Raw genomic sequence first — 20,548 nt, 5'->3', positions numbered from 1 at the left:
CGGCGCCATGACAATGGCGTCCGACCCTAACATGATCCCGCAATCCGGCCTTCTCTCCGCGGAGGCCAATCAGGCTGCCGCGCTCGCAGCCCACGGCGGCGTGCTCACCGTCGATCTCGACGCCATCATCGCGAACTGGCGCAAGCTCGAGAAGACGGCCGTGCCGGCCGAGTGCTCGGCGGTGATCAAGGCCGACGCTTACGGCTGCGGCACCGCACAGGTCGCGCAGGCGCTGAACAAGGCCGGCTGCAAGACCTTCTTCGTCGCCACCATCGAGGAGGCGCGCACGGCGCGCACGGCCCGCGCGGCGCTACCGGACGCCACGATCTATGTGCTCGGCGGCTATTTCCAGAACACCGGCGAGCACTACGCCAAGATCAACTGCCGTCCCGTGATCGGCGACCTCAACGAGCTCGCCGAATGGGACGTGTTCTGCCGCCGCACCGGCTGGTCCGGCGGCGCCGCGATCCATATCGACACCGGCATGAACCGGCTCGGGCTGACGCTTGCGGAGGCGCAGGCCATCATCCCCCGCATCAATGCCGGCGATCATGGCATCACGCTGGTGATGAGCCATCTGGTCTCGGCCGAGCAGCTCAACAGCCCCGTCAATGCCAAGCAGCTCGCGGCGTTCCGCAGCATCGCCAGCGAATTCTCCGGCGTGCCGGCGGCGCTTGCGAATTCGTCAGGCATTTTCCTTGGGGCGCCCTTCCAGTTCGATCTGGTTCGGCCGGGCGCCGCGCTCTACGGCGTCAATCCGACGCCGGAGGCCGACAATCCGATGCAGCCGGTCGTCGACCTCAAGGCGCGCATCGTGCAGATCCGCACTATCGAACGCGGCGAAAGCGTCGGCTATGGCGGCACCTGGACCGCGCGGCGACCGACCAAGCTCGCGATCATTGCGGTCGGCTATGCCGACGGCTATTTCCGCGCGGCCAGCTCCAATGACGGCACCCGCGGCGCCGAAGTGATCGTTGCCGGCAAGCGCTGCCCGGTGGCGGGTCGCATCTCCATGGACCTGATCGCGATCGACATCACCGACCTCCCGCCGAACGCGGCACGGCGCGGCCACATGGTGACGCTGCTCGGCGACGGCATCACCGTCGACGAGCTCGCCCATCATTTCGGCACGATCGGCTATGAGGTGCTGACCAGCCTCGGCCACCGCTACGCCCGCGTCTACAAGGGCGGCAATGTCGTGGAGCCGCTGGCAAAGCCCGAACCCGCGCAGGCGGCCGAACAGCCGCCCTCCCCGCCATCGGTCGAGCAGCCGGCGAACCCGCCGCCGCTGCCGAGCTAGAGCACACGTCCGTGCCCCGGACGCAGCGCAGCGCTCCTTCGGCGGTGCGCTGCAGATCCGGGGCCCCATCTCTCAACAGCATACCGTGTCGCTTTCTGGGTCCCGGCTCTGCGGAGCAGCGTTGCACGCTGCACCGCGTCCGGGACACGAGAGTGGGTGCTTACTTCTTCTTCCTGCTGTCCAGCGCTGCCTTGCAGGTCGTGCTGAGCTGATCGCGCTTGCCGTTGAGGCAGGCGACGATGCCGCCGCCGGGCGCGATGCCGGAGCAGAATTTGTCGTAGTCCGCCTTGCATGCGCCGCGCGGATCGGCCGATTGTGCGGAAGTGGCCCCGGAGAGTGCGACGACGAATGCGATAGCGGCAAAGCTCAACTTGGACATTGTATCTCCGGTGTCGGGACGTGCGAGGCGATCAGCTCTACATGAAGATTGCGACATTCAACATCAACAACATCAACCGCCGCCTGCCCAATCTGCTCGCATGGATGCGCGCGGCGAAGCCGGATGTCGTCGCACTCCAGGAGTTGAAGGCAAGTGATGGCGAATTTCCGGCAGCGGCAATCGAAAAGGCCGGCTACGGCGCAGTCTGGCGCGGACAGAAGACCTGGAACGGTGTCGCTATCCTCGCCCGCAACGCCCAGCCGGTGCTGACGCGCGACCGGCTGTCGGGACGGCCCGACGACCACGAGGCGCGCTACATCGAAGCTGCCGTGCGCGGCGTCATCGTCACCAGCATCTACTTGCCGAACGGCAATCCGCAGCCCGGGCCGAAGTTCGACTACAAGCTGGACTGGCTTGCGCGGCTGAGACGCCACGCCAAGACCTTCATCAAGCAGGAGCTGCCCGTCGTGCTAGCTGGCGACTTCAACGTTGCGCCTGATGAGATCGACATCTATCCGACGCGGTCATGGGACAAGGATGCGCTGATCCAGCCGAAAAGCCGTGCGGCGTTCGCCTCGCTTGTCGAGCAAGGCTGGTGCGATGCGATCCGTGAGCTGCACGGAGACAAGCGCATCTACACCTTCTGGGACTACAAGCGAAACCGCTGGCCGCGCGATGCGGGCCTCAGGCTCGACCATCTGCTGCTCAGCCCTACCCTCGTCTCACGCCTGGCAAAGGCCGGCGTCGACAAGAAGGTTCGTGGCGAGGATGGTGCGAGTGATCATGCTCCGGCCTGGGTGGTGTTGAAATAAGCGAGGTGCTGTAGGGTGGGCAAAGGCGCGCTTGCGCCGTGCCCACCATCCCATATCGATAAAATATTGGTGGGCACGCTTCGCTTTGCCCATCCTACGAACGAGCGCCGTGGATCACCGCCCGTAATAATCCTGCACCGTGTCCCACGCCGCCTTCTGCAGCAATTGCACCGTCTCCTGATCGATCCCCATCGTGTAGGAATTGCCGACCGGCGAGCGGCCGGTCAGCGCGGCCAGCGTCACGCAGGCCGCGAGATAGGTGCCGGCGGGACTCGGATGCCGCTTGTCCGGCGCATAGAGATTGAGCTCCGGCTGCAGCTTGCGCACGCGCGCAAACGCGAGGCCTGCGGGAATGACCAGCATATCATTGGTATTGCCGGCGATCGCATAGGCCTCGGCCAGCCCTTCCGTCATTTCCGGCTTGTCGAGATAGGCCCAGGACATGAACAGCACCGGCCGCATGCCGTGGCCGCGAACAATCTCGCTGTCCTTCCTGGCGAAGGTCGTGAACGCGTCCTTCAGTTGCGGATGGATCGGACATTGGCTGCAATCCATCATCACGACGGCATCGAACTGTTTGCCCGGCTTGTTGAAGACGACAACGTTCTGGTCGTCGAAGGAATAAGCACCGAGACCGCCCGGCCGCAGCAGATTGTCCATGTCATGCCAGTCGAGGCCGGAGCCGCCGATCGTGGCCATGGTGTTGCGATAGGCACCCTTGTTGGCATCATCCGCAGCCCGCTCCATGAAGGAGAGATGCCCGGGCATGCCGTTGTTGTAATAGAAGAAGCTGTTGCCGACGAACAGCGCGGCCTTTGGAAAGTCCGGTCCGAGGGTCGTGACCTTCGGCTTCGTCTGCGCTTGCGCATCGAAGCCGGCTGCAAGGGCCAGACAAATCGCGAGCATCACTCGCGCAAAGAGACGCATGATAGCTTCCTCCCCTTTTTCTTGGGCCGGAAACAAATCAGCTTTCCTGGACGGCCTCAAGAGGACGATCGTGCAGGAGCTATGCGCGGGACTGCGCCCTTACCACAGGTTCTTGCCGTCGATCACATTCACCGGCACCGCTTCGAGATCGAAATCGTCGAACAGGCGCGCATTGACGCCGACCTTGGGATTGTCGAAATCGGGCTTGCCCGTCGACCAATCCGGCGATTCCGAGTATGTGCCGCAGCCACAGTTTGCGCAGAAATGATGTTTGACGGTGCGGCTGCCCCAGAGGTAGGTCGCCACGTTCTCCGGCGGTGACAGCAGTCGGAATTGCGCCGGCTTGTAATAGGCCCACAGCGCCCCTCGCTTGGCGCAGAGGGAACAGGTGCAACACGTTACGCTCGATGGCGCCTCTGTCACCTCGAACACCGTCTCACCGCAATGACAGCTTGCCTCGATCGGCATGTCCCGCATCCTCCCTTTGTCAGGAGGTGGTCATAGCCCGCCACTGCTGCCAACATGCTGTCAGCAGCGAGCCGCTCGGTCGAAGGGTCTAGTTTGCGGACAGCCGCTTGGCGTTCGCGGCCACGTGCTCGCGATAGCGCTGGACGACCGAGGCCGGCGTCGCGCCCGCAAGCAGGCTCGCAAACGCTTCGAAAGCGGCAGCGATTTTCTCGCTCACCATCAGCACGGCCTCCTGCCCGGCCGCCTCGTCGCCATGACTGAGCCTCTCGCAGCGCAGCCGCACCACCTCGCTGGCCTCGACCGCAAGCATCGCGCCGGCATACCAGGGAAAGCCGTTGTCGGATCCGCCGAGCACCGCATGGCGGTCGAGGGCGGAGAAGCAATGGTGATCGGGCATGGCGGACCTCAAATTCTTTGGGCGAGCACTCCGATCAATACACTTCAAATTCTAAGGATCAGGCCGGCGACCCGCTCGCATTGTGGGTGCCTGCGACACGCGCGATTAACCAATGCCCTTGACGTCGCGATCTGGTCATCCTACTGGTCTAACCAAGGTCAGCTCAAGACGAGACGGGAATGGAACTCAAGCGGGCCGCCGAAGGCGAAAAGGGCTTCGAGAAGGTGTTTGCCTTCTTGCGGGAGCAACTGCTCGCAGGCTCGCTAAAGCCCGGCGACCGCCTGATCTCCGAACGCGAGCTCGCCAGCCTCCTCGGCGTCAGCCGCCCCATCGTCCGCGAGGCGCTGCGCGCTCTCACCGTGCTCGGCATCGTCGAAATCCGCGACCGCATCGGCACCGTGGTGACGCGGCCTGACGTCTCGGTGCTCAACGACTTCTTCGCCTTCGCCCTCGCCCAGCAGGCGGACATGGTCGACGACGTCATGCAGGCGCGCGTCGCGATCGAGTGTCAGGCGATCCGGCTCGCCTGCGAGCGCGCCAACATTGCCGATTTCGAGCGCCTCCAGCGCTCGCTTGCGAAGATCGAGGAGACCATCGACGAGGCGGACGCCGGCGGCATGGCCGACTTCGAATTCCATCGTTCCATCGTCCTGTCCTCGCACTCGGAAACGCTGACCGTCCTGCACAATTCGATGGCCGGTCTGCTGACGCATTCGCATCGCAGCCGCCGCGAGCTGGTGCAGGCCTTCCCGTCGATGAAGACTTATCTGATCGACGACCACCGCCGCATCTTCGAAGCAGTCATCGCGCGCGATCCCGAGCGCGCAGATGCAACGCTGCGCAAGCATTTTGCCATCGGCGACGAATACCGGCGGCGCGCCGTCGTCGGCGACATGGACAAGACCAGCGCCTCGCGCTGACCGCGAACAGACCAATCAAGAAACGGACGGGCAACATGGGACGGGATGACAAGGGCAGCGTCGGCTTCATCGGCGTTGGGACGATGGGCCTTGAGATGGTGCGCAACCTGTTGAAGGCCGGCCACACGGTCAGCGCCTTCGATCTCAACGAAGCCGCTGTGGCCGATATCGTCAAGGAAGGCGCGAGCCGCGCGAGAACTCCGGCAGACGCCGCGCAGCGCGCCGACATCGTCATAACGATGCTGCCCGACACGCCTCACGTCGAAGCGACCGTTTACGGCGAGAACGGTCTTTTGAAATCACCACCGCCCGGCAAACTGATCGTCGACATGAGCACGATCTCACCGGTCGCCGTGCGCCGCATCCATGCCGACCTGCAAAAGGTTGGCGTGAGCTTCATCGACGCGCCCGTCTCCGGCGGGCCGCTGGGCGCCAAGAACGCCGCGCTCTCGATCATGGCCGGCGGCGAGGCTGACGCCTTTGCCAAGGCCGAACCGTTCTTCCGCGCGATGGGCACCACCATCACGCATGCCGGCGCCAGCGGCGCCGGCCAGACCGTCAAACTCTGCAATCAGCTCATCTGCGGCATCAACATCCAGGCGATCTGCGAAGCGCTCGCGCTCGGGCGCGCCTCGGGCGTCGATCTCGATCTGCTGCGCCGGGTGCTGCTCGGTGGCTCCGCTGCATCCTGGATGCTCGACAAGCTCGGCCCGTCCATGATCGCGGGCGATACCGGCGCCGGCTTTCGCATCGACCTGATGCTGAAGGACCTCCGCCTGGTGCAGGAGCATGCGCAGGCGCTGAACGTCCCCCTGCCCGGCACCGCGCTGGTCACCAGCCAATATGTCGATGCACGCGCGCACGGCGAAGGAAGCAACGGCAACCAGGCGCTGTTTCGCGTCTACGACCGCATGACCAACCAGGTGACGGGTTGACCCGACGACGATGAGCCTCCAACTCGACTTCCCCGCAGTGCTGGAGCGATGGCCGAGCTTGCTCGGCGGTGCCGCGTTGACGCTGGAGTTGGCTTTCTTTGCGACTGTGCTCGGCGCCCTGTTCGGCACGCTCGCAGCCGTCGGCCGCAGCTCGCAGAGCTCGCTGATCGCGGGCGCCTGCAAGGTCTATGTCGAGTCCATCCGCAACACGCCACTGCTGGTGCAGATCTTCCTGGTCTATTTCGGCCTTGCTAGCTTGGGGTTGAAACTTTCGGCCTTCACGGTGGCAGTCGCGGCGCTGACCATCAATGTCGGCGCCTATACCGCCGAGATCATGCGCGCCGGCTTCGAGGCCATCCCGCGCGGGCAGATCGAGGCGGCCGAGGGGCTCGCGCTATCGCGCCTCCAGATCTACTGGCACATCATCCTGCTGCCGGCGATCGAGAAGGTTTATCCGGCCCTCACCAGCCAGTTCGTGCTGTTGATGCTGGCCTCCTCGGTCTGTTCGCAGATCTCGGCCGAAGAACTCACCGCGGTCGCCAACTACATCCAGTCCGACACCTACCGCGCTTTCGAGGCCTACATCATCGTCGCCGTGCTCTACATCGCCCTGTCGCTGGTCATGCGCGCGGGTTTCTGGGGTCTCGGGCTTGTGCTGTTTCCGCGCCGGCGCCGGCTCGGCACGCCGCTGTGAGATGACCATGGGCGGACATCTCAACATCAATCATCTGACGTTCCTCGGCCAAGGCGCGCTGTGGACGATTGGTCTATCCGTGATCGCGCTGATCGGCGGCGGCATCGTCGGCTTTGCAATCGCGCTCGCGCGGATATCGCCGCTCAAATCCGTGCGGCTCGCCAGCGCCGTCTATGTCCAGCTGATCCAGGGCACGCCGCTGCTGGTCATCCTGTTCCTCGGCTATTTTGGCCTCGCCGCGATCGGCCTCAAGGTCTCGTCACTCACCGCCGCCGGCGCCTCGCTGACGCTGTATGTCGCCGCCTATCTCGGCGAGATCTGGCGCGGCTGCATCCAGTCCGTGCCGAAGTCGCAATGGGAGGCGGCTGAAGGCCTGGCGCTGAGCCGGACCCAGCGCATGATGAAGGTGATCCTGCCGCAGGCCATCCGCATCGCGACGCCTCCGACCGTCGGATTCATGGTGCAAATCATCAAGAACACCTCGCTCGCCTCCGTCGTCGGCTTCGTCGAGCTGATGCGCTCCGGCCAGATCGTCAACAACTCGCTGTTCGAACCGTTCGCCATCTACGCAATCATCGCCGTCGTCTATTTCGCCATGTGTTATCCCCTCTCGCTGTTCAGCCAGAAGCTCGAACGGCGCATGGGACGTGGCAGGTCCAACCTCGCGTCAGCCTGACATGCAACAAAGCACCCCCTCGCCCGAACCCATCGTGTCGCTCCGCGACGTGCAGAAGAGCTTTGGCCCGCTCCGGGTGCTCGATGGCGTCAGCTTCGCCGTCGAGCGCGGCGAGGTGCTGGCGATGATCGGCCGCTCCGGCTCCGGCAAGAGCACGGCGCTGCGCTGCATTGATCGCTTTGAAAAGGTCGATGGCGGCGAGATCGTGGTCTGCGGACACCGGGTCGACCGGCCCGACGTCGACCTCCGCGCGCTGCGACAGGACGTCGGCATCGTGTTCCAGAGCTACAATCTGTTTCCGCACCTGACGATCGAGCAGAACATCACGCTTGCGCCTTGCGCGGTGAAGGGCATGGCAACATCGCAAGCGAAGGACCTCGCGCGCAAGGTGCTGGCGCAGGTCGGACTCGAAGAGAAGCTGCTCGCTTATCCCGAGCAGCTCTCGGGCGGCCAGCAGCAGCGCGCCGCGATCGCCCGCTCGCTGGCGATGCAGCCGAAGGTCATGCTGTTCGACGAAGTCACCTCGGCGCTCGATCCGGAGCTCACCGCCGAAGTGCTGAGGGTGATCGAGCAGCTCGCGGCCGACGGCATGACCATGGTGATGGTCACCCACGAGATGGGGTTTGCCAAAGGCATCGCCGACCGGATCGTGTTCATGCATCGCGGCAAGGTCCACGAGACCGGACCCGCCTCGATCCTGACGTCGCCGACGACCCCCGAGCTCACGCAATTCGTGGGCACGGGAAACTTAAAATCATAACAGGGAGAGGAGAACTAGGGATGACCAATAAAACATTGCTGGCCGCTGCTGCCGCGCTATGCGGCCTCGTCATGATATCAGCAACGCCCGCATCAGCCGACCTGCTCGACGACATCATGCAGGCCAAGAAGATCCGCATTTCGACGGACGTCGCCATTCCGCCGTCGGGCATGATGGATTCCAGCATGAAGCCGACCGGCTCCGATGTCGAAGTGGCGCAGCTGCTTGCCAAGGACTGGGGGCTCGAGCTCGAACTTGTCCAGACCACGGGCGCGACGCGTATTCCGAACGTCCTGACCGGCAAGGCCGACATCATCATCTCGACCCTGTCGGTGACACCCGAGCGTGCCAAGGTCATCGATTTCACCAAGCGTTACGCCACGCTGCAGTCCGACATTGGCTGCCTGAAGTCGCTGAATATCAAGGACTGGCCCGACCTCAAGGACAAGTCGATCGGCGTTTCGCGCGGCACCACGCAGGACACCACCCTGTCCAACATGAAGGACAAGGACCTCAAAATCGCCCGCTACGACGACGACGCCACCATGGTGACGGCCGCCGTCTCGGGCCAGGTCGACTGCGTCGCCTCGTCCGCGACGATCATCAACCAGATCGGCGTGAAGAACCCCGCGCGCGTGTTCGAGTCCAGGATTCCGCTGGCAACCTTCGATCTCGCCATCGGCCTGAAGAAGGGCGAGCAGCGCCTGATGGACAAGCTCAACGTCTGGATCACCGAGAACGTCAAGAACGGCAAGCTCAACGCGATCTACAAGAAATTCCACGGCGTCGAACTGCCGCCCGACATGCGTAGCTAGGACCAGAAATAGTCGTGACGGCCACTCGCGGCTGTCACGACCTATGCAAAATCAAGAAGGACATCACATGCGTCTCGTCATCGGATCCGACCACGCCGGCTGGCCGCTCAAGCAGACCGTCATCGACCATATCCGCAAGCTTGGCCACGACATCGTCGACATCGGCTCCTACGACGACAAGCCGGTCGACTTCCCCGACATCGCACGCGCCGTGGCGCAGAAGGTGACGTCGGGCGAAGCCGCGCGCGGCATCATGGTCTGCGGCACCGGCGTCGGCGCCTCGATCGCAGCCAACAAGATGAAGGGCATCCGCGCCGCGGTCTGCCATGATATCCACTCCGCCCATCAGAGCGTCGAGCACGACGACGTAAACGTGATGTGCATCGGCGCGCAGATCGTCGGGGCATGGCTCGCCGTCGATCTCGTCTCCTCCTACCTGTCCGCGGAATTCTCCACCGACGAGGATTTCCGCCGCCGCGTCGAGAAGCTGCGCGTCATGGACGAACAAGGCTGACAGCCTGCCTGCCATGCGCAAAGCGATCGGTTCCCCCGCCTAACATGGATCGCCCACATCGCTGGCCGCGGCTAAACTCTTCCGATTCGTGGAGAGTCATTTGGCCTTTCTTTTCGTCCTCGCCGTCGGCCTCGTCGCCGGCACCATCTCAGGCATCGTCGGCACGGGATCGTCGATCATGCTGATGCCGGTGCTGGTCTATGCCTATGGGCCGAAGGAAGCCGTGCCGATCATGGCGGTCGCCTCCGTGATGGCGAATTTTTCGCGGATCCTGGCGTGGTGGCGCGAGGTCGACTGGCGGGCCTGTCTGGCCTATTCGGTCACGGGCATTCCGGCTGCGGTGCTGGGCGCACGGACGCTGCTCGCCCTGCCCTCGCATGCCGTCGATCTCGCCATCGGCATGTTCCTGATCGCGATGGTGCCGGTGCGGCACTGGCTGGCGCGGCACGACCTCAAGGCCAACCTCTGGCATCTCGCGATCGGCGGCGCGATCATCGGCTATCTCACCGGCATCGTGGTCTCGACCGGTCCGCTCAGCGTACCGCTGTTCCTGTTCTACGGCCTTTCCAAAGGCGCCTTTCTCGCGACCGAGGCCGCCGCCTCGCTTGGTCTCTACTTCGCCAAATCCGTGACGTTCGAACGTTTCGGCGCCCTCACGCAAGAGGTCTTCATCAAGGGTCTGGTCGCGGGCTCGTCACTGATGGCCGGCGCTTTCATCGCAAAACGCTTCGTGCTGCACCTGAAGCCCGAGATGTTCCGCCTGGTGATGGACGCGATCATGATCGCAGCCGGACTCTCGATGCTGTGGACCGCTATTCAAACGTGAGGGTTACGCACCCTCGCACTGGAGTTTCGGCCCGACATGTCGTTGAGGATCGGAGTGATCTCAGACACGCACGGTCTCCTGAGGCCGGAGGTAGAACAATGCCTTGCCGGCGTGTCGCACATCATCCACGCAGGCGATATCGGCGCGCCGGAAGTTCTGGAACGGCTCCGGCGAATTGCGCCCGTTACGGCGATCAGAGGAAATGTCGATGTCGGCGATTGGGCGAAGCACTATCCTGAAACCGAAACGCTCCTCCTCGGCGGCCGCTGCTTCTATCTCTTGCACGATCTCAAGGCTCTACGGATCGACCCGGCGGCTCACGACATTGACGCCGTGATTTCCGGTCACTCGCATCGGGTGCAGATCAACAGGATCAACGGAATGCTGTTCTTGAACCCGGGAAGCGCCGGCCCGAGGCGCTTCAAATTGCCGGTCACATTGGCAACGCTCGATCTGGATGACGCCGGCGTTCTGCGGCCTGAGATTCATGACCTCGACAGGTGAGAGCGATGGGGTATATCCGATGCAAGCTTGGATCATCACCGCGTGGAGCCGCTCAATGAAAGGCAGAAATCCTCGATAATCGAGACCAGCGCATCAGGCGATTCCAGCATCGACAAGTGCCCCGTGCCGGGCAGCTCACGCATGACGGCTAGCGGAACTCGGGAGAGCAATTCTGCTCTTAGCAAGTCGGGGCTATCCACACGGTCCAATTCACCAGCAACCACAATCGTGGGAACGTTGATCGCGCCGACCTGAGCCGTGATGTCTTCCAAGCTGGTGGCTCTCGGCCAGGCAATCTTCGCCGCAGCCGCGCCGCGCAGACTGTCCGTTATCACCTGTTCGCGATCCGCGGCGGAGAGCGGTTTGGCTGTCAACACATTGTCTATGGCCGCCTCCACGGCTTGGCGCGAGGCGTACGACCCAGCCATCATCTCGCGCGCGTCCGCCGGCATCGTCATGGGTTGAGGCGGAGACGGCGCTACGAGAATGAGGCCGGCCAGCCCAGCGGGCCGACGGGATGCCATGAGCTGGGCAACCTTGCCGCCCATGGAATGCCCGATGAGCACATAGCGCTTCAGCTGGAGTGCCTGGATCACTCCTTCGGCATCAGCCGCAAGATCGGCCAAAGCATATCCATCGCTTGGCGCATCGGACTCGCCCCAGCCGCGATGATCGATAGCGACGGTGCGAAAGTGCGGCGCCAGCTTGGCAGTGACGTGCTTCCAGGTGCGGGATGAGCCGCCCCAGTAATGCAAAAACACAAGTGACAGATTGCCGCCGCCGCGCTCTTCAACGTTCAGTTCCAAGCCAGTCGAGGCGACTTTCATCGTGATCTCCTTTTTTCCGAGCCAACCGGGGATCGGTCGGACGACGAACGGAGATAATTGCCGTTGGATCGATCGATAATCGGCCTAATTTTATCGGCACCTGATAATGGGATTATCAGATCGGAGCTTTCATGGATCGGTTCATCAGCATGGCGGTATTCGTCGCCGCGGTCGAAGAGGGCAGTCTTGTAGGTGCTGCCGGGCGCTTCGGCCTGTCGCCTTCAATGGCAGGTAAGCATGTTTCTGCGATCGAGGAGCAATTGAAGGTGCGGCTGCTTCAGCGGAGCACGCGCATGCTGACGCTGACCGACGTGGGACGGTCCTATTACGCACGGTGCAAGCACATACTCGAAGAATACGAGGATGCGAATAGGGAGGCTCGGGATGCGCAGCAGACAGTGCGCGGAATGCTGCGCGTTGCCGCACCGACCACCTTCGGAACCATGCATCTCGGCAGCGTTGTGGCGAGCTATCTGGCCGCATATCCCGACGTCGCGGTTGAGACCGTGCTTAGCGACCGCTATGTCGACTTGCTGGCGGATCGTATCGATGTGGCCATTCGCATCGGGCTGTTGGAAGATTCCGATCTTGTGGCCCGACGGCTTGCCCCATGCCGCATGGTATTCTGCGCAGCGCCATCTTTTGTGTCGTGGCACGGCGCGCCGAAAGACGTTGAGCAACTCCGCCAAGCTCCACGACTCGCATTCACTGAAGCTGTTTCAGCCGGCGATTGGACGGTTACAGATCCTTGCGGCAACACTCATGTCATCAACGGCCCGGTGCGGCTGGCCGCGAACAACATGCAAATGCTACTGGCTGCGGCATTGGCGGGAACGGGCGCGGCCTACGGACCCAGCTTCGTGTTCGGAGAGTCTGTCGCCGCGGGAACCCTGCAAGTCTTGATGTCAGACCACAAGACGCCGGAACTGGCGATACATGCCGTCTACCCAACCAAACGGCACGTGTCCTTGAAACTTCGTCGGTTTATCGAGCATCTGAGCGCCAGTTTGGGAGACATGCCACCCTGGGATCTCATGCTTAGGACCTGAGGTTTCAGACAATCCGATAGGCTCTCCCCAGAGACGCCGCTAACTGGGTCCCGCTTTCAAGGTCCGCAAGGCCAGGACGAAGAAGGATCGCCGATCAGCGGCTGCTCTCCCGTGACGCGCATGGGCATCTGGCAAACTGACAATTGCCAGGATGTCCCCAAATTCGGCCCTGAAGACAGTAGCGATCTTCCGCGACTATCCGTGCTATCACCAAATCCGAGCCCCTCGAATCCCCCTCCCCATGGCCAAGAACACGCTTTCCTTTGTCTGCCAGAACTGCGGCGCGGCCTATAACCGCTGGCAGGGCAAGTGCGAGTCCTGCGGCGAGTGGAATACGCTGGCCGAGGAGGACGCGACCGGCAGCGTGCCGGTCTCGATCCGCTCCAAGCGCAAGGGTCGCACGTTTGCGCTGGAGAGCCTCGCGGGAAAAAGCCCAGACGCACCGCGCCTGTCCTCGGGCATGACCGAGCTCGACCGCGTCGCCGGCGGCGGTTTCGTGCGCGGCTCGGTGCTGCTTGTCGGCGGCGATCCAGGCATCGGCAAGTCGACATTGCTGACACAGGCGACCAGCCTGATGGCGCGCGCCGGCCACCGCATCGTCTACATCTCCGGCGAAGAAGCCATCGCCCAGGTGCGGCTGCGCGCCGAACGGCTCGGGCTGTCGGATGCGCCCGTGCAGCTCGCGGCCGAGACCTCGGTCGAGGACATCGTATCAACCTTGTCGGAAGGCGCCGTCCCCCGGCTGATCGTGATCGACTCGATCCAGACGATGTGGACCGACACGGTGGAATCGGCGCCCGGCACGGTCACGCAAGTGCGCGCCTCGGCGCAGGCGCTGATTCGGTTCGCCAAGAAAACCGGCGCGGCCATCATCCTGGTCGGCCACGTCACCAAGGACGGCCAGATCGCCGGCCCCCGCGTCGTCGAGCACATGGTCGATGCCGTGATGTCGTTCGAGGGCGAAGGCTCGCAGCAATTCCGAATCTTACGCGCCGTCAAGAACCGCTTCGGCCCGACCGACGAGATCGGCGTGTTCGAGATGACCGGGCTCGGCCTGCGCGAGGTCACCAACCCCTCCGAGCTGTTCCTGTCGGAGCGCGATCTCGGCACGCCCGGCACCGCAGTCTTCGCGGGTATCGAGGGCACGCGGCCCGTTCTGGTCGAATTGCAGGCGCTGGTGGCCCCGACCTCGCTCGGCACCCCGCGCCGCGCCGTGGTCGGCTGGGATCAGAGCCGGCTCTCGATGGTGCTGGCGGTGCTGGAAGCGCATTGCGGGGTCAAGCTGTCCGGCCACGACGTCTATCTGAACGTCGCGGGCGGCCTGCGCATTCACGAGCCGGCAGCTGATATGGCCGCTGCGGCCGCGCTGGTTTCATCCCTGGTTAATGCGCAGTTACCCACCGATGCCGTTTATTTCGGCGAGATTTCACTCTCCGGCGTCATCCGCCCGGTGGCACAGACCCCGGCCCGGCTCAAGGAAGCGGTCAAGCTCGGCTTCAAACGCGCCGTGCTGCCCGAATCGGCCCGGGGCGCCGAGGCCAGCGGTGACGCGGGGTTGACCCTGAACGCGGTCAACAGCCTGACCACGCTGGTCGCCGAAATCGCCGCCAAGGGCTCCCGCCGCGGCGACTCGAGCCCGCCGGCGGAGAAAAATGCCACACCGGCAAGATTCCGCCGTGGAGAGGGGTAGCTAGAGGTGACGTCAAGCGCCCCCACAGCTATACAGCCGTCACAAAAGCAGCATGGGATTGCGTGGTTGCGGCCTTGCCGGAAGCGCCGTCTGCCCCTCTTTTAGGGCGGCGGCCAAACACCGATTCGCTGAGCATCCTTTGAGAGTACGAGCGGACCAGACCAGCCGATGCCAGTTACACTCCTCGACCTGATCCTGCTCGGTGTGATGCTGATCTCGGGCCTGCTCGCGATGGTTCGCGGCTTCATGCGCGAAATCCTCTCGATCGCAGCCTGGGGCACGGCGGCAATCGTGACTCTGTACTCTTTCTCCAAGCTGCTGCCGACCGCCAAGACCTATTTCAACAACGACACCGTCGCGAGCGTGGTCGTGGTCGCCGGTGTGTTCGTCGGTACCCTGGTCGTGGTCTCCGTGATCACGGTCCGGATCTCCGACATGATCCTGGATTCGCGCATTGGCGCGCTGGATCGCACCCTCGGCTTCCTGTTCGGCCTGGCTCGCGGGCTCTTAATTGTCGTGGTGGCCTTCCTGTTCTTCACCTGGCTGGTGCCGGACAAGCAGCGCCCGGATTGGGTCACGGGGGCCAAGTCCCGCGTGGTGCTCCAGGGAACCGGGGATTGGCTGATGTCCCTCTTGCCTGACGACCCCGAGAACACCATCTTGAAGAGATTCAAGAAAAACAAACCAGATGATGATCAAGCTGATACCGAGCAGCAGCCTTCGGGCAGTGGCGACGGATACAGTAAACCTGCTCGTGACAGCATGAAGAAGCTGATCGAGAAACCTGCGGCGCGTTGATTGAGCCAACAGAGAGGCGCGGACGAGATGCGACACCCTGACCAGGACGCCCAACTTGATCTCGATACCGGCCCGGCCGCGCTAGAGCTTCAGGACGACCTGGAGGGAGATACGCTGCGCGAGGAATGCGGCGTCTTCGGCATCTATGGACACCCGGACGCCGCCGCCATCACGGCGCTCGGCCTTCACGCCCTTCAGCACCGCGGCCAGGAAGCCGCCGGCATCGTCTCCTACGACGGCAGCCGCTTTCACTCAGAACGCCGCCTCGGCCTGGTCGGCGACACCTTCTCCCGCCGCGAGGTGATCGACCGCCTGCCCGGCAACATGGCGGTCGGCCATGTCCGTTATTCCACGACCGGCGCAACCATCTTGCGCAACGTGCAGCCGCTGTTCGCCGAGCTCAATGCCGGCGGCCTCGCGGTCGCCCACAACGGCAACCTCACCAACGGCCTGACGCTGCGCCGCGAGCTCGTGATGCACGGCGCGATGATGCAGTCGACCACCGACACCGAGGTGATCCTGCATCTGGTCGCACGCTCCAGGCGCGCCCGCTTCATCGAGCGCTATATCGATGCGCTGCGCGAGATCGAGGGCGCCTACGCGCTGGTCTCGCTCACCAACAAGAAGCTGGTCGGCGCGCGCGACCCGCGCGGCATCCGTCCGCTGGTGCTTGGCGAGCTCGACGGCTGCCCGATCCTGGCGTCCGAGACCTGCGCGCTCGACATCATCGGCGCCCGCTTCGTCCGCGACATCGAGGCCGGCGAAGTCATCGTGTTCGACGAGAACGGCCAGGACATCCACAAGCCGTTCCCGCCGATCGCGCCACGTCCCTGCATCTTCGAATACATCTATTTCTCGCGTCCGGATTCCATCGTCCACGGCCGCTCGGTCTACGAGGTGCGCAAGGCCTTTGGCGCGCAGCTCGCGCGCGAAAGCCATGTGCCGATCGACGTCGTCGTGCCGGTGCCGGATTCCGGCGTGCCCGCTGCGATCGGCTACAGCCAGCATTCCGGCGTGCCGTTCGAGCTCGGCATCATCCGCAACCACTATGTCGGCCGCACCTTCATCCAGCCGACGCAGGCGATCCGCGAATCCGGCGTGCGCATGAAGCATTCGGCCAACCGCGCCGCGATCGAAGGCAAGCGCATCATCCTGATCGACGACTCGCTGGTGCGCGGCACCACCTCGAAGAAGATCGTGCGCATGATGCGCGATGCCGGCGCGAAGGAGGTGCATTTCCGCCTCGCCTCGCCGCCGATCCTCTATCCCGATTATTACGGCATCGATCTGCCCGACCGTGGCGGCCTGCTGGCCGCGACGCACTCGCTGGAGGAGATGCGCGAGATCATCGGAGCCGACTCGCTCGCGTTCCTGTCGATCGACGGCATGTACCGCGCCATGGGCGAGCCAGGCCGCGATCCCGCCAATCCGAAGTTCTCGGATCACTGCTTTACCGGCGCCTATCCGACCCACCTCACCGACCAGACCCAGACCGAGCCGCAACCGCGGCAGCTGTCGTTGCTGGCGGAGGCGAGCTGACGGCGAAGGCGTCATCCCGGGGCGTGCGACAGCGCGAACTATGGTGCGCAATTGCGCACCTGAGGATCTCGAGATTCCGGGTTCGGTCCTGCGGACCGCCCCGGAATGACGTCGTGGTGGGGGCTTGTCCCGGCCACCCACGCCTGTAAAACCCCCGCCATGACACTTCCCCTCGCTGACCGCATCGCTCTCGTCACCGGCGCCTCGCGCGGCATCGGTTTTGCTACGGCGCTCGCGCTGGCGAAGGCCGGTGCGCATATCGTTGCAACCGCACGCACCCAGGGCGGGCTCGAGGAGCTCGACGACGAGATCCGCAAAGCGGGCGGCAACAGCGCCACGCTGGTTCCGCTCAACCTCACCGATTCCGATGGCATCGCACGGCTCGGCGCGGGCCTGCATGAGCGGTACGGCAAGCTCGACATCCTCGTCGGCAATGCCGGCGTGCTCGGTCCCTCCTCGCCGGTCGGCCATATCGAGCTCAATACGTTCAACGACGTCATGGCCGTCAACGTCTCCGCGAACTTCCAGCTGATCCGCTGCATGGAGCCGTTGCTGAGGCAGTCCGATGCCGGCCGCGCCGTATTCATCACCTCGGGCGCCGCCAACAAGGCGACCGCCTATGTCAGCCCCTACGCCGCCTCCAAGGCCGCGCTGGAGACGCTGGCGCGCGCCTGGGCGCAGGAGACCGCAAACACGCCGCTGCGCGTCAACCTGTTCAACCCGGGCCCGATCCGCACCCGCATGCGCGCAACCCTGATGCCGGGCGAAGATCCCACGACGCTTGAGACCCCCGAGCAGGTCGCCGCGTTCATCGTCCCGCTGTGCGCGCCCGGCTGGACCGAGACCGGCAAATTCTACGACTACAAGACGCGCACCCTGATGAGCTTCCGTGCACCGGCCTGATTGACTTGATCACCTCCCCGCGATTGACTGCCCGCGCTCAAGCGGCAGCAAGCCGCAAGCCAAAAAAGGGAGGTTGCCATGGCGCCATGGCATGATCGCGCAGGGCTTCATCGCACGGGGCTTGATCGTGCAGGCCTCAACCATGCGGTTGCACGCGTCTCTCACGCTTTCTCCATCCTGATTGCAGCCATCGCATTCGCGTTTCCGAACGTTGCCAAAGCCGGCGACGTGCCGACCTTCGCGGTCGATGCGTCCTGGCCGAAGCAACTCCCGAACAACTGGATCCTCGGCCAGGTCGGCGGCATTACCGTCGACTGGCAGGGCCATATCTGGATGATCCATCGCCCGCGCTCGCTCACTGACGACGAGAAAGGCGCAAGCCTCAACCCACCTCGTTCGAAGTGCTGCGTCTCGGCGCCGCCCGTGCTCGAATTTGATGCCGACGGCAATCTGCTGCGGTCCTGGGGCGGGCCCGGCACCGGCTATGAATGGGTCGGCCGCGAGCACGGCATCGAGATCGATCCGGCAGGCTTCGTCTGGATCGGCGGCAATGCCGACAACGACAACGCGATCCTGAAATTCACGCTCGACGGCAAGTTCGTGGCCCAGATCGGCAAGATCGCGCCGAGCCTCGGAAGTAACGACACGACGCAGCTCGGTAAGCCCGCCGAAACCGCGCTCGACAAGGACGCCAACGAGATCTACGTCGCCGACGGCTATAGCAACCGCCGCGTCATCGTGTTCGATGCAACCACGCTCGCCTACAAGCGGCACTGGGGCGCCTACGGCAACAAGCCCGACGACAGCAAGCAGGCAGCCTATGATCCCAAGGCCCCGATCTCGCAGCAATTCGGCAATCCCGTGCACTGCGTGAAGATTGCCAATGACGGCCTCGTCTACGTCTGCGACCGCATCAACAACCGCATCCAGGTGTTCAAAAAGGACGGTACTTTCGTCAAGGAGTTCTTGTTCGAGAAGAACACGCTCAGCAACGGCGCGGTGTGGGACATCGCGATCTGGCCCGATCCGAAGCAGACCTGGCTGCTCAGCGCCGATGGCGAGAACAACGAGATCAGGGTGCTCAAGCGCGAGGACGGCAGCGTCGTCGGCAGCTTTGGCCACAACGGGCGCAATGCCGGGCAATTCCACTGGGTGCATGCTATGGCGGTCGATGCCGGGGGTAACGTCTATACCGCCGAGGTCGACACCGGAAAGCGCATCCAGAAATTCAAGCTGACCTCGGACGCGCTCAAATAGCAATTCAACGCATTTTGCCCAAAGGTTAACCGACGGATGACGCCACGACACGGCGTCATCCGGCTTTAGGCGCATTGCCGCCGTCCCCGGGACAGGCTACGGAATCGGCCGGACCAAGGCTTCATCCAAGAGAGCCGTCCGCATATTTGACAATGGAGGAAACCTTTTATGACGACGACGTTCGCGCGCCGCTCTGCGGCCCTTCTTGCCTGCGCCGCTTTCGGTTTTGCCACATCCGCCTACGCCCAGGAAAAAGGACAAGACAAGACCGTCACAATCGGCGTGCTCAACGACATGTCCAGTCTCTACGCCGACATCGGCGGTCCGGGCTCCGTGCTGGCCGTCAACATGGCGGTGGAGGATTCCGGTCTCCGCGCCAAAGGCTGGAAGATCGAGGTCCTCAGCGGCGATCACCAGAACAAGCCGGACATCGGGGTCAACATCGCGCGGCAGTGGATCGACACCCAGAAGGTCGACATGATCACCGACACGCCGAACTCCGGCGTGGCGCTGGCAGTCAGCAACGTCGCCAAGGAAAAGAACGCGGTCCTGCTCAACAATGGCGGCGCCAGCGCCGACCTCACCGGCAAGGCCTGCAACGCCAACACGATCTCCTACACCTATGACACCTATATGCTGGCCAACGGCACCGGCAAGGCGCTGACCAAGGCCGGCGGCGACAGCTGGTTCTTCCTGACCGCCGACTATGCGTTCGGCGCCGCGCTCGAGCGCGACACCAGCGCGGTCGTGACCGCAAACGGCGGCAAGGTGCTCGGCGGGGTCAAGCACCCGCTCAACACCTCGGACTTCTCGTCCTTCCTGCTCCAGGCGCAGAACTCCAAGGCAAAGATCGTCGGGCTTGCCAATGCCGGCGGCGACACCACCAACGCGATCAAGCAGGCGGCCGAGTTCGGCATCGTCGAAGGCGGCCAGAAGCTCGCAGCGCTGCTGCTCTTCATCAACGACGTCCATTCGCTCGGCCTCAAGACCGCGCACGGCCTGACCTTCACCGAATCCTTCTACTGGGATCTGAATGACAACACCCGTGCCTGGTCCAAGCGCTTCCAGGAAAAGACCGCCAACAAGGCGATGCCGTCGATGACGCAGGCGGGCAACTATGCCGGCGTGATACATTACCTCAAGGCGCTCGAGGCGCTCGGCGGCAATCCGCACGACGGCGTCAAGGTCGTCGCCAAGATGAAGGAAATCCCGACCGACGATCCGCTATTCGGCAAGGGCCCGCTGCGCGAGGACGGCCGCCGCATCATCCCGGCCTATCTGTTCGAGGTGAAGAAGCCCGAGGAGTCGAAGGGACCGTGGGACTATTACAAGTTGGTCGCGAACATCCCGGCCGAAGATGCCGCCAGGCCGCTCAAGGACAGCGAGTGTCCGCTGGTGAAGAAGTGACCGCGTAGCGGTCATCCCGGGGCGATGCGCAGCAGCGAACCCCGGGATCTCGCGCGGCATCTGATGCTATCGTAGGGTGGGCAAAGGCGCGAAGCGCCGCGCCCACCATCTCTCCGAGACTGCAAGACGCGGTGGGCACGCTTCGAGACTG

General features: G+C 63.7%; 23 protein-coding genes. 18 read left to right on the top strand and 5 right to left on the bottom strand.

Annotated elements, in window-relative coordinates; all coding sequences use genetic code 11:
- Window positions 1-13: 13 nt before the first annotated feature.
- Window positions 14-1,300 carry an alanine racemase gene (gene alr, locus FXB38_RS21215; protein ID WP_187435032.1) on the top strand — a complete coding sequence of 429 codons (1,287 nt, stop codon included), beginning with the start codon at window positions 14-16 and terminating at the stop codon, window positions 1,298-1,300.
- A 160-nt stretch (window positions 1,301-1,460) separates the two neighbouring features.
- Here the strand turns inward: alr and FXB38_RS21210 are convergent, their stop codons facing one another.
- A complete protein-coding gene (locus FXB38_RS21210) occupies window positions 1,461-1,679 on the bottom strand; it encodes a cysteine rich repeat-containing protein (RefSeq protein ID WP_148752929.1) in 219 nt (72 codons plus the stop codon).
- Window positions 1,680-1,720: 41 nt separating this feature from the next.
- On the opposite strand from FXB38_RS21210, the gene FXB38_RS21205 reads away from it, so the two are divergent.
- The gene (locus tag FXB38_RS21205; RefSeq protein WP_148752928.1) at window positions 1,721-2,491 is read left to right on the top strand and encodes an exodeoxyribonuclease III; all 771 of its coding nucleotides are present in this window, start codon (window positions 1,721-1,723) and stop codon (window positions 2,489-2,491) included.
- Window positions 2,492-2,605: 114 nt separating this feature from the next.
- Here the strand turns inward: FXB38_RS21205 and FXB38_RS21195 are convergent, their stop codons facing one another.
- The 3 genes from FXB38_RS21195 to FXB38_RS21185 all read right to left on the bottom strand — a co-directional run bounded on the left by FXB38_RS21195 (window position 2,606) and on the right by FXB38_RS21185 (window position 4,283).
- Complete coding sequence (locus tag FXB38_RS21195; protein ID WP_148753039.1) at window positions 2,606-3,421, bottom strand: SGNH/GDSL hydrolase family protein; 816 nt, start codon at window positions 3,419-3,421, stop codon at window positions 2,606-2,608.
- Between the two features lie 96 nt (window positions 3,422-3,517).
- Window positions 3,518-3,886 carry a GFA family protein gene (locus tag FXB38_RS21190; RefSeq protein WP_148752927.1) on the bottom strand — a complete coding sequence of 123 codons (369 nt, stop codon included), beginning with the start codon at window positions 3,884-3,886 and terminating at the stop codon, window positions 3,518-3,520.
- Window positions 3,887-3,974: 88 nt separating this feature from the next.
- Window positions 3,975-4,283, bottom strand: a complete 309-nt coding sequence (locus tag FXB38_RS21185) for a hypothetical protein (RefSeq protein WP_148752926.1) — start codon at window positions 4,281-4,283, stop codon at window positions 3,975-3,977.
- 179 nt (window positions 4,284-4,462) lie between these two features.
- Between FXB38_RS21185 and FXB38_RS21180 the strand changes: the two genes are divergently transcribed.
- The 9 genes from FXB38_RS21180 (at window position 4,463) to FXB38_RS21140 (ending at window position 10,927) form a co-directional block, all read left to right on the top strand.
- The gene (locus FXB38_RS21180; protein ID WP_148752925.1) at window positions 4,463-5,203 is read left to right on the top strand and encodes a FadR/GntR family transcriptional regulator; all 741 of its coding nucleotides are present in this window, start codon (window positions 4,463-4,465) and stop codon (window positions 5,201-5,203) included.
- The gene (locus FXB38_RS21175) at window positions 5,200-6,138 is read left to right on the top strand and encodes an NAD(P)-dependent oxidoreductase (RefSeq protein ID WP_430640183.1); all 939 of its coding nucleotides are present in this window, start codon (window positions 5,200-5,202) and stop codon (window positions 6,136-6,138) included. The genes FXB38_RS21180 and FXB38_RS21175 overlap by 4 nt, the downstream gene beginning before the upstream one ends.
- A gap of 10 nt (window positions 6,139-6,148) precedes the next feature.
- On the top strand, window positions 6,149-6,832 hold the full coding sequence (locus FXB38_RS21170) for an amino acid ABC transporter permease (protein WP_148752923.1): 684 nt from the start codon (window positions 6,149-6,151) through the stop codon (window positions 6,830-6,832).
- Window positions 6,833-6,839: 7 nt separating this feature from the next.
- Window positions 6,840-7,508, top strand: a complete 669-nt coding sequence (locus FXB38_RS21165) for an amino acid ABC transporter permease (protein ID WP_187435031.1) — start codon at window positions 6,840-6,842, stop codon at window positions 7,506-7,508.
- A gap of 1 nt (window position 7,509) precedes the next feature.
- A complete protein-coding gene (locus FXB38_RS21160; RefSeq protein WP_148752921.1) occupies window positions 7,510-8,268 on the top strand; it encodes an amino acid ABC transporter ATP-binding protein in 759 nt (252 codons plus the stop codon).
- 20 nt (window positions 8,269-8,288) lie between these two features.
- Entirely contained in the window at window positions 8,289-9,083 is a 795-nt protein-coding gene (locus FXB38_RS21155; RefSeq protein ID WP_148752920.1) for a transporter substrate-binding domain-containing protein, read from the top strand.
- 67 nt (window positions 9,084-9,150) lie between these two features.
- On the top strand, window positions 9,151-9,597 hold the full coding sequence (gene rpiB / locus FXB38_RS21150) for a ribose 5-phosphate isomerase B (RefSeq protein ID WP_148752919.1): 447 nt from the start codon (window positions 9,151-9,153) through the stop codon (window positions 9,595-9,597).
- A gap of 100 nt (window positions 9,598-9,697) precedes the next feature.
- Window positions 9,698-10,423, top strand: a complete 726-nt coding sequence (locus FXB38_RS21145; protein WP_148752918.1) for a sulfite exporter TauE/SafE family protein — start codon at window positions 9,698-9,700, stop codon at window positions 10,421-10,423.
- A 36-nt stretch (window positions 10,424-10,459) separates the two neighbouring features.
- Window positions 10,460-10,927, top strand: a complete 468-nt coding sequence (locus FXB38_RS21140; RefSeq protein WP_148752917.1) for a metallophosphoesterase family protein — start codon at window positions 10,460-10,462, stop codon at window positions 10,925-10,927.
- A 35-nt stretch (window positions 10,928-10,962) separates the two neighbouring features.
- Here the strand turns inward: FXB38_RS21140 and FXB38_RS21135 are convergent, their stop codons facing one another.
- Entirely contained in the window at window positions 10,963-11,754 is a 792-nt protein-coding gene (locus tag FXB38_RS21135; protein WP_148752916.1) for an alpha/beta fold hydrolase, read from the bottom strand.
- Between the two features lie 131 nt (window positions 11,755-11,885).
- Here FXB38_RS21135 and FXB38_RS21130 point away from each other — a divergent pair, with 131 nt between their 5' ends.
- The 7 genes from FXB38_RS21130 (at window position 11,886) to FXB38_RS21100 (ending at window position 20,397) form a co-directional block, all read left to right on the top strand.
- Window positions 11,886-12,803, top strand: a complete 918-nt coding sequence (locus tag FXB38_RS21130; RefSeq protein ID WP_148752915.1) for a LysR family transcriptional regulator — start codon at window positions 11,886-11,888, stop codon at window positions 12,801-12,803.
- Between the two features lie 241 nt (window positions 12,804-13,044).
- Window positions 13,045-14,493, top strand: a complete 1,449-nt coding sequence (gene radA, locus FXB38_RS21125; protein ID WP_148752914.1) for a DNA repair protein RadA — start codon at window positions 13,045-13,047, stop codon at window positions 14,491-14,493.
- Window positions 14,494-14,661: 168 nt separating this feature from the next.
- Window positions 14,662-15,291 (top strand): CvpA family protein, encoded by a 630-nt coding sequence (locus tag FXB38_RS21120; RefSeq protein ID WP_148752913.1) that lies wholly within the window; start codon window positions 14,662-14,664, stop codon window positions 15,289-15,291.
- Between the two features lie 27 nt (window positions 15,292-15,318).
- Window positions 15,319-16,830, top strand: a complete 1,512-nt coding sequence (purF, locus tag FXB38_RS21115) for an amidophosphoribosyltransferase (protein ID WP_148752912.1) — start codon at window positions 15,319-15,321, stop codon at window positions 16,828-16,830.
- 159 nt (window positions 16,831-16,989) lie between these two features.
- On the top strand, window positions 16,990-17,733 hold the full coding sequence (locus tag FXB38_RS21110; RefSeq protein ID WP_148752911.1) for an SDR family NAD(P)-dependent oxidoreductase: 744 nt from the start codon (window positions 16,990-16,992) through the stop codon (window positions 17,731-17,733).
- A 78-nt stretch (window positions 17,734-17,811) separates the two neighbouring features.
- The gene (locus tag FXB38_RS21105) at window positions 17,812-18,990 is read left to right on the top strand and encodes an NHL repeat-containing protein (RefSeq protein WP_148752910.1); all 1,179 of its coding nucleotides are present in this window, start codon (window positions 17,812-17,814) and stop codon (window positions 18,988-18,990) included.
- Window positions 18,991-19,158: 168 nt separating this feature from the next.
- On the top strand, window positions 19,159-20,397 hold the full coding sequence (locus FXB38_RS21100; protein ID WP_148752909.1) for an ABC transporter substrate-binding protein: 1,239 nt from the start codon (window positions 19,159-19,161) through the stop codon (window positions 20,395-20,397).
- The last annotated feature ends 151 nt before the right edge of the window (window positions 20,398-20,548 follow it).

Origin of the sequence: Bradyrhizobium cytisi (genome assembly GCF_008123515.1) — a bacterium.
In the GTDB taxonomy this organism is placed as follows: Bacteria; Pseudomonadota; Alphaproteobacteria; order Rhizobiales; family Xanthobacteraceae; genus Bradyrhizobium; species Bradyrhizobium cytisi.
This window is presented reverse-complemented; position numbering and strand designations above follow the sequence as displayed.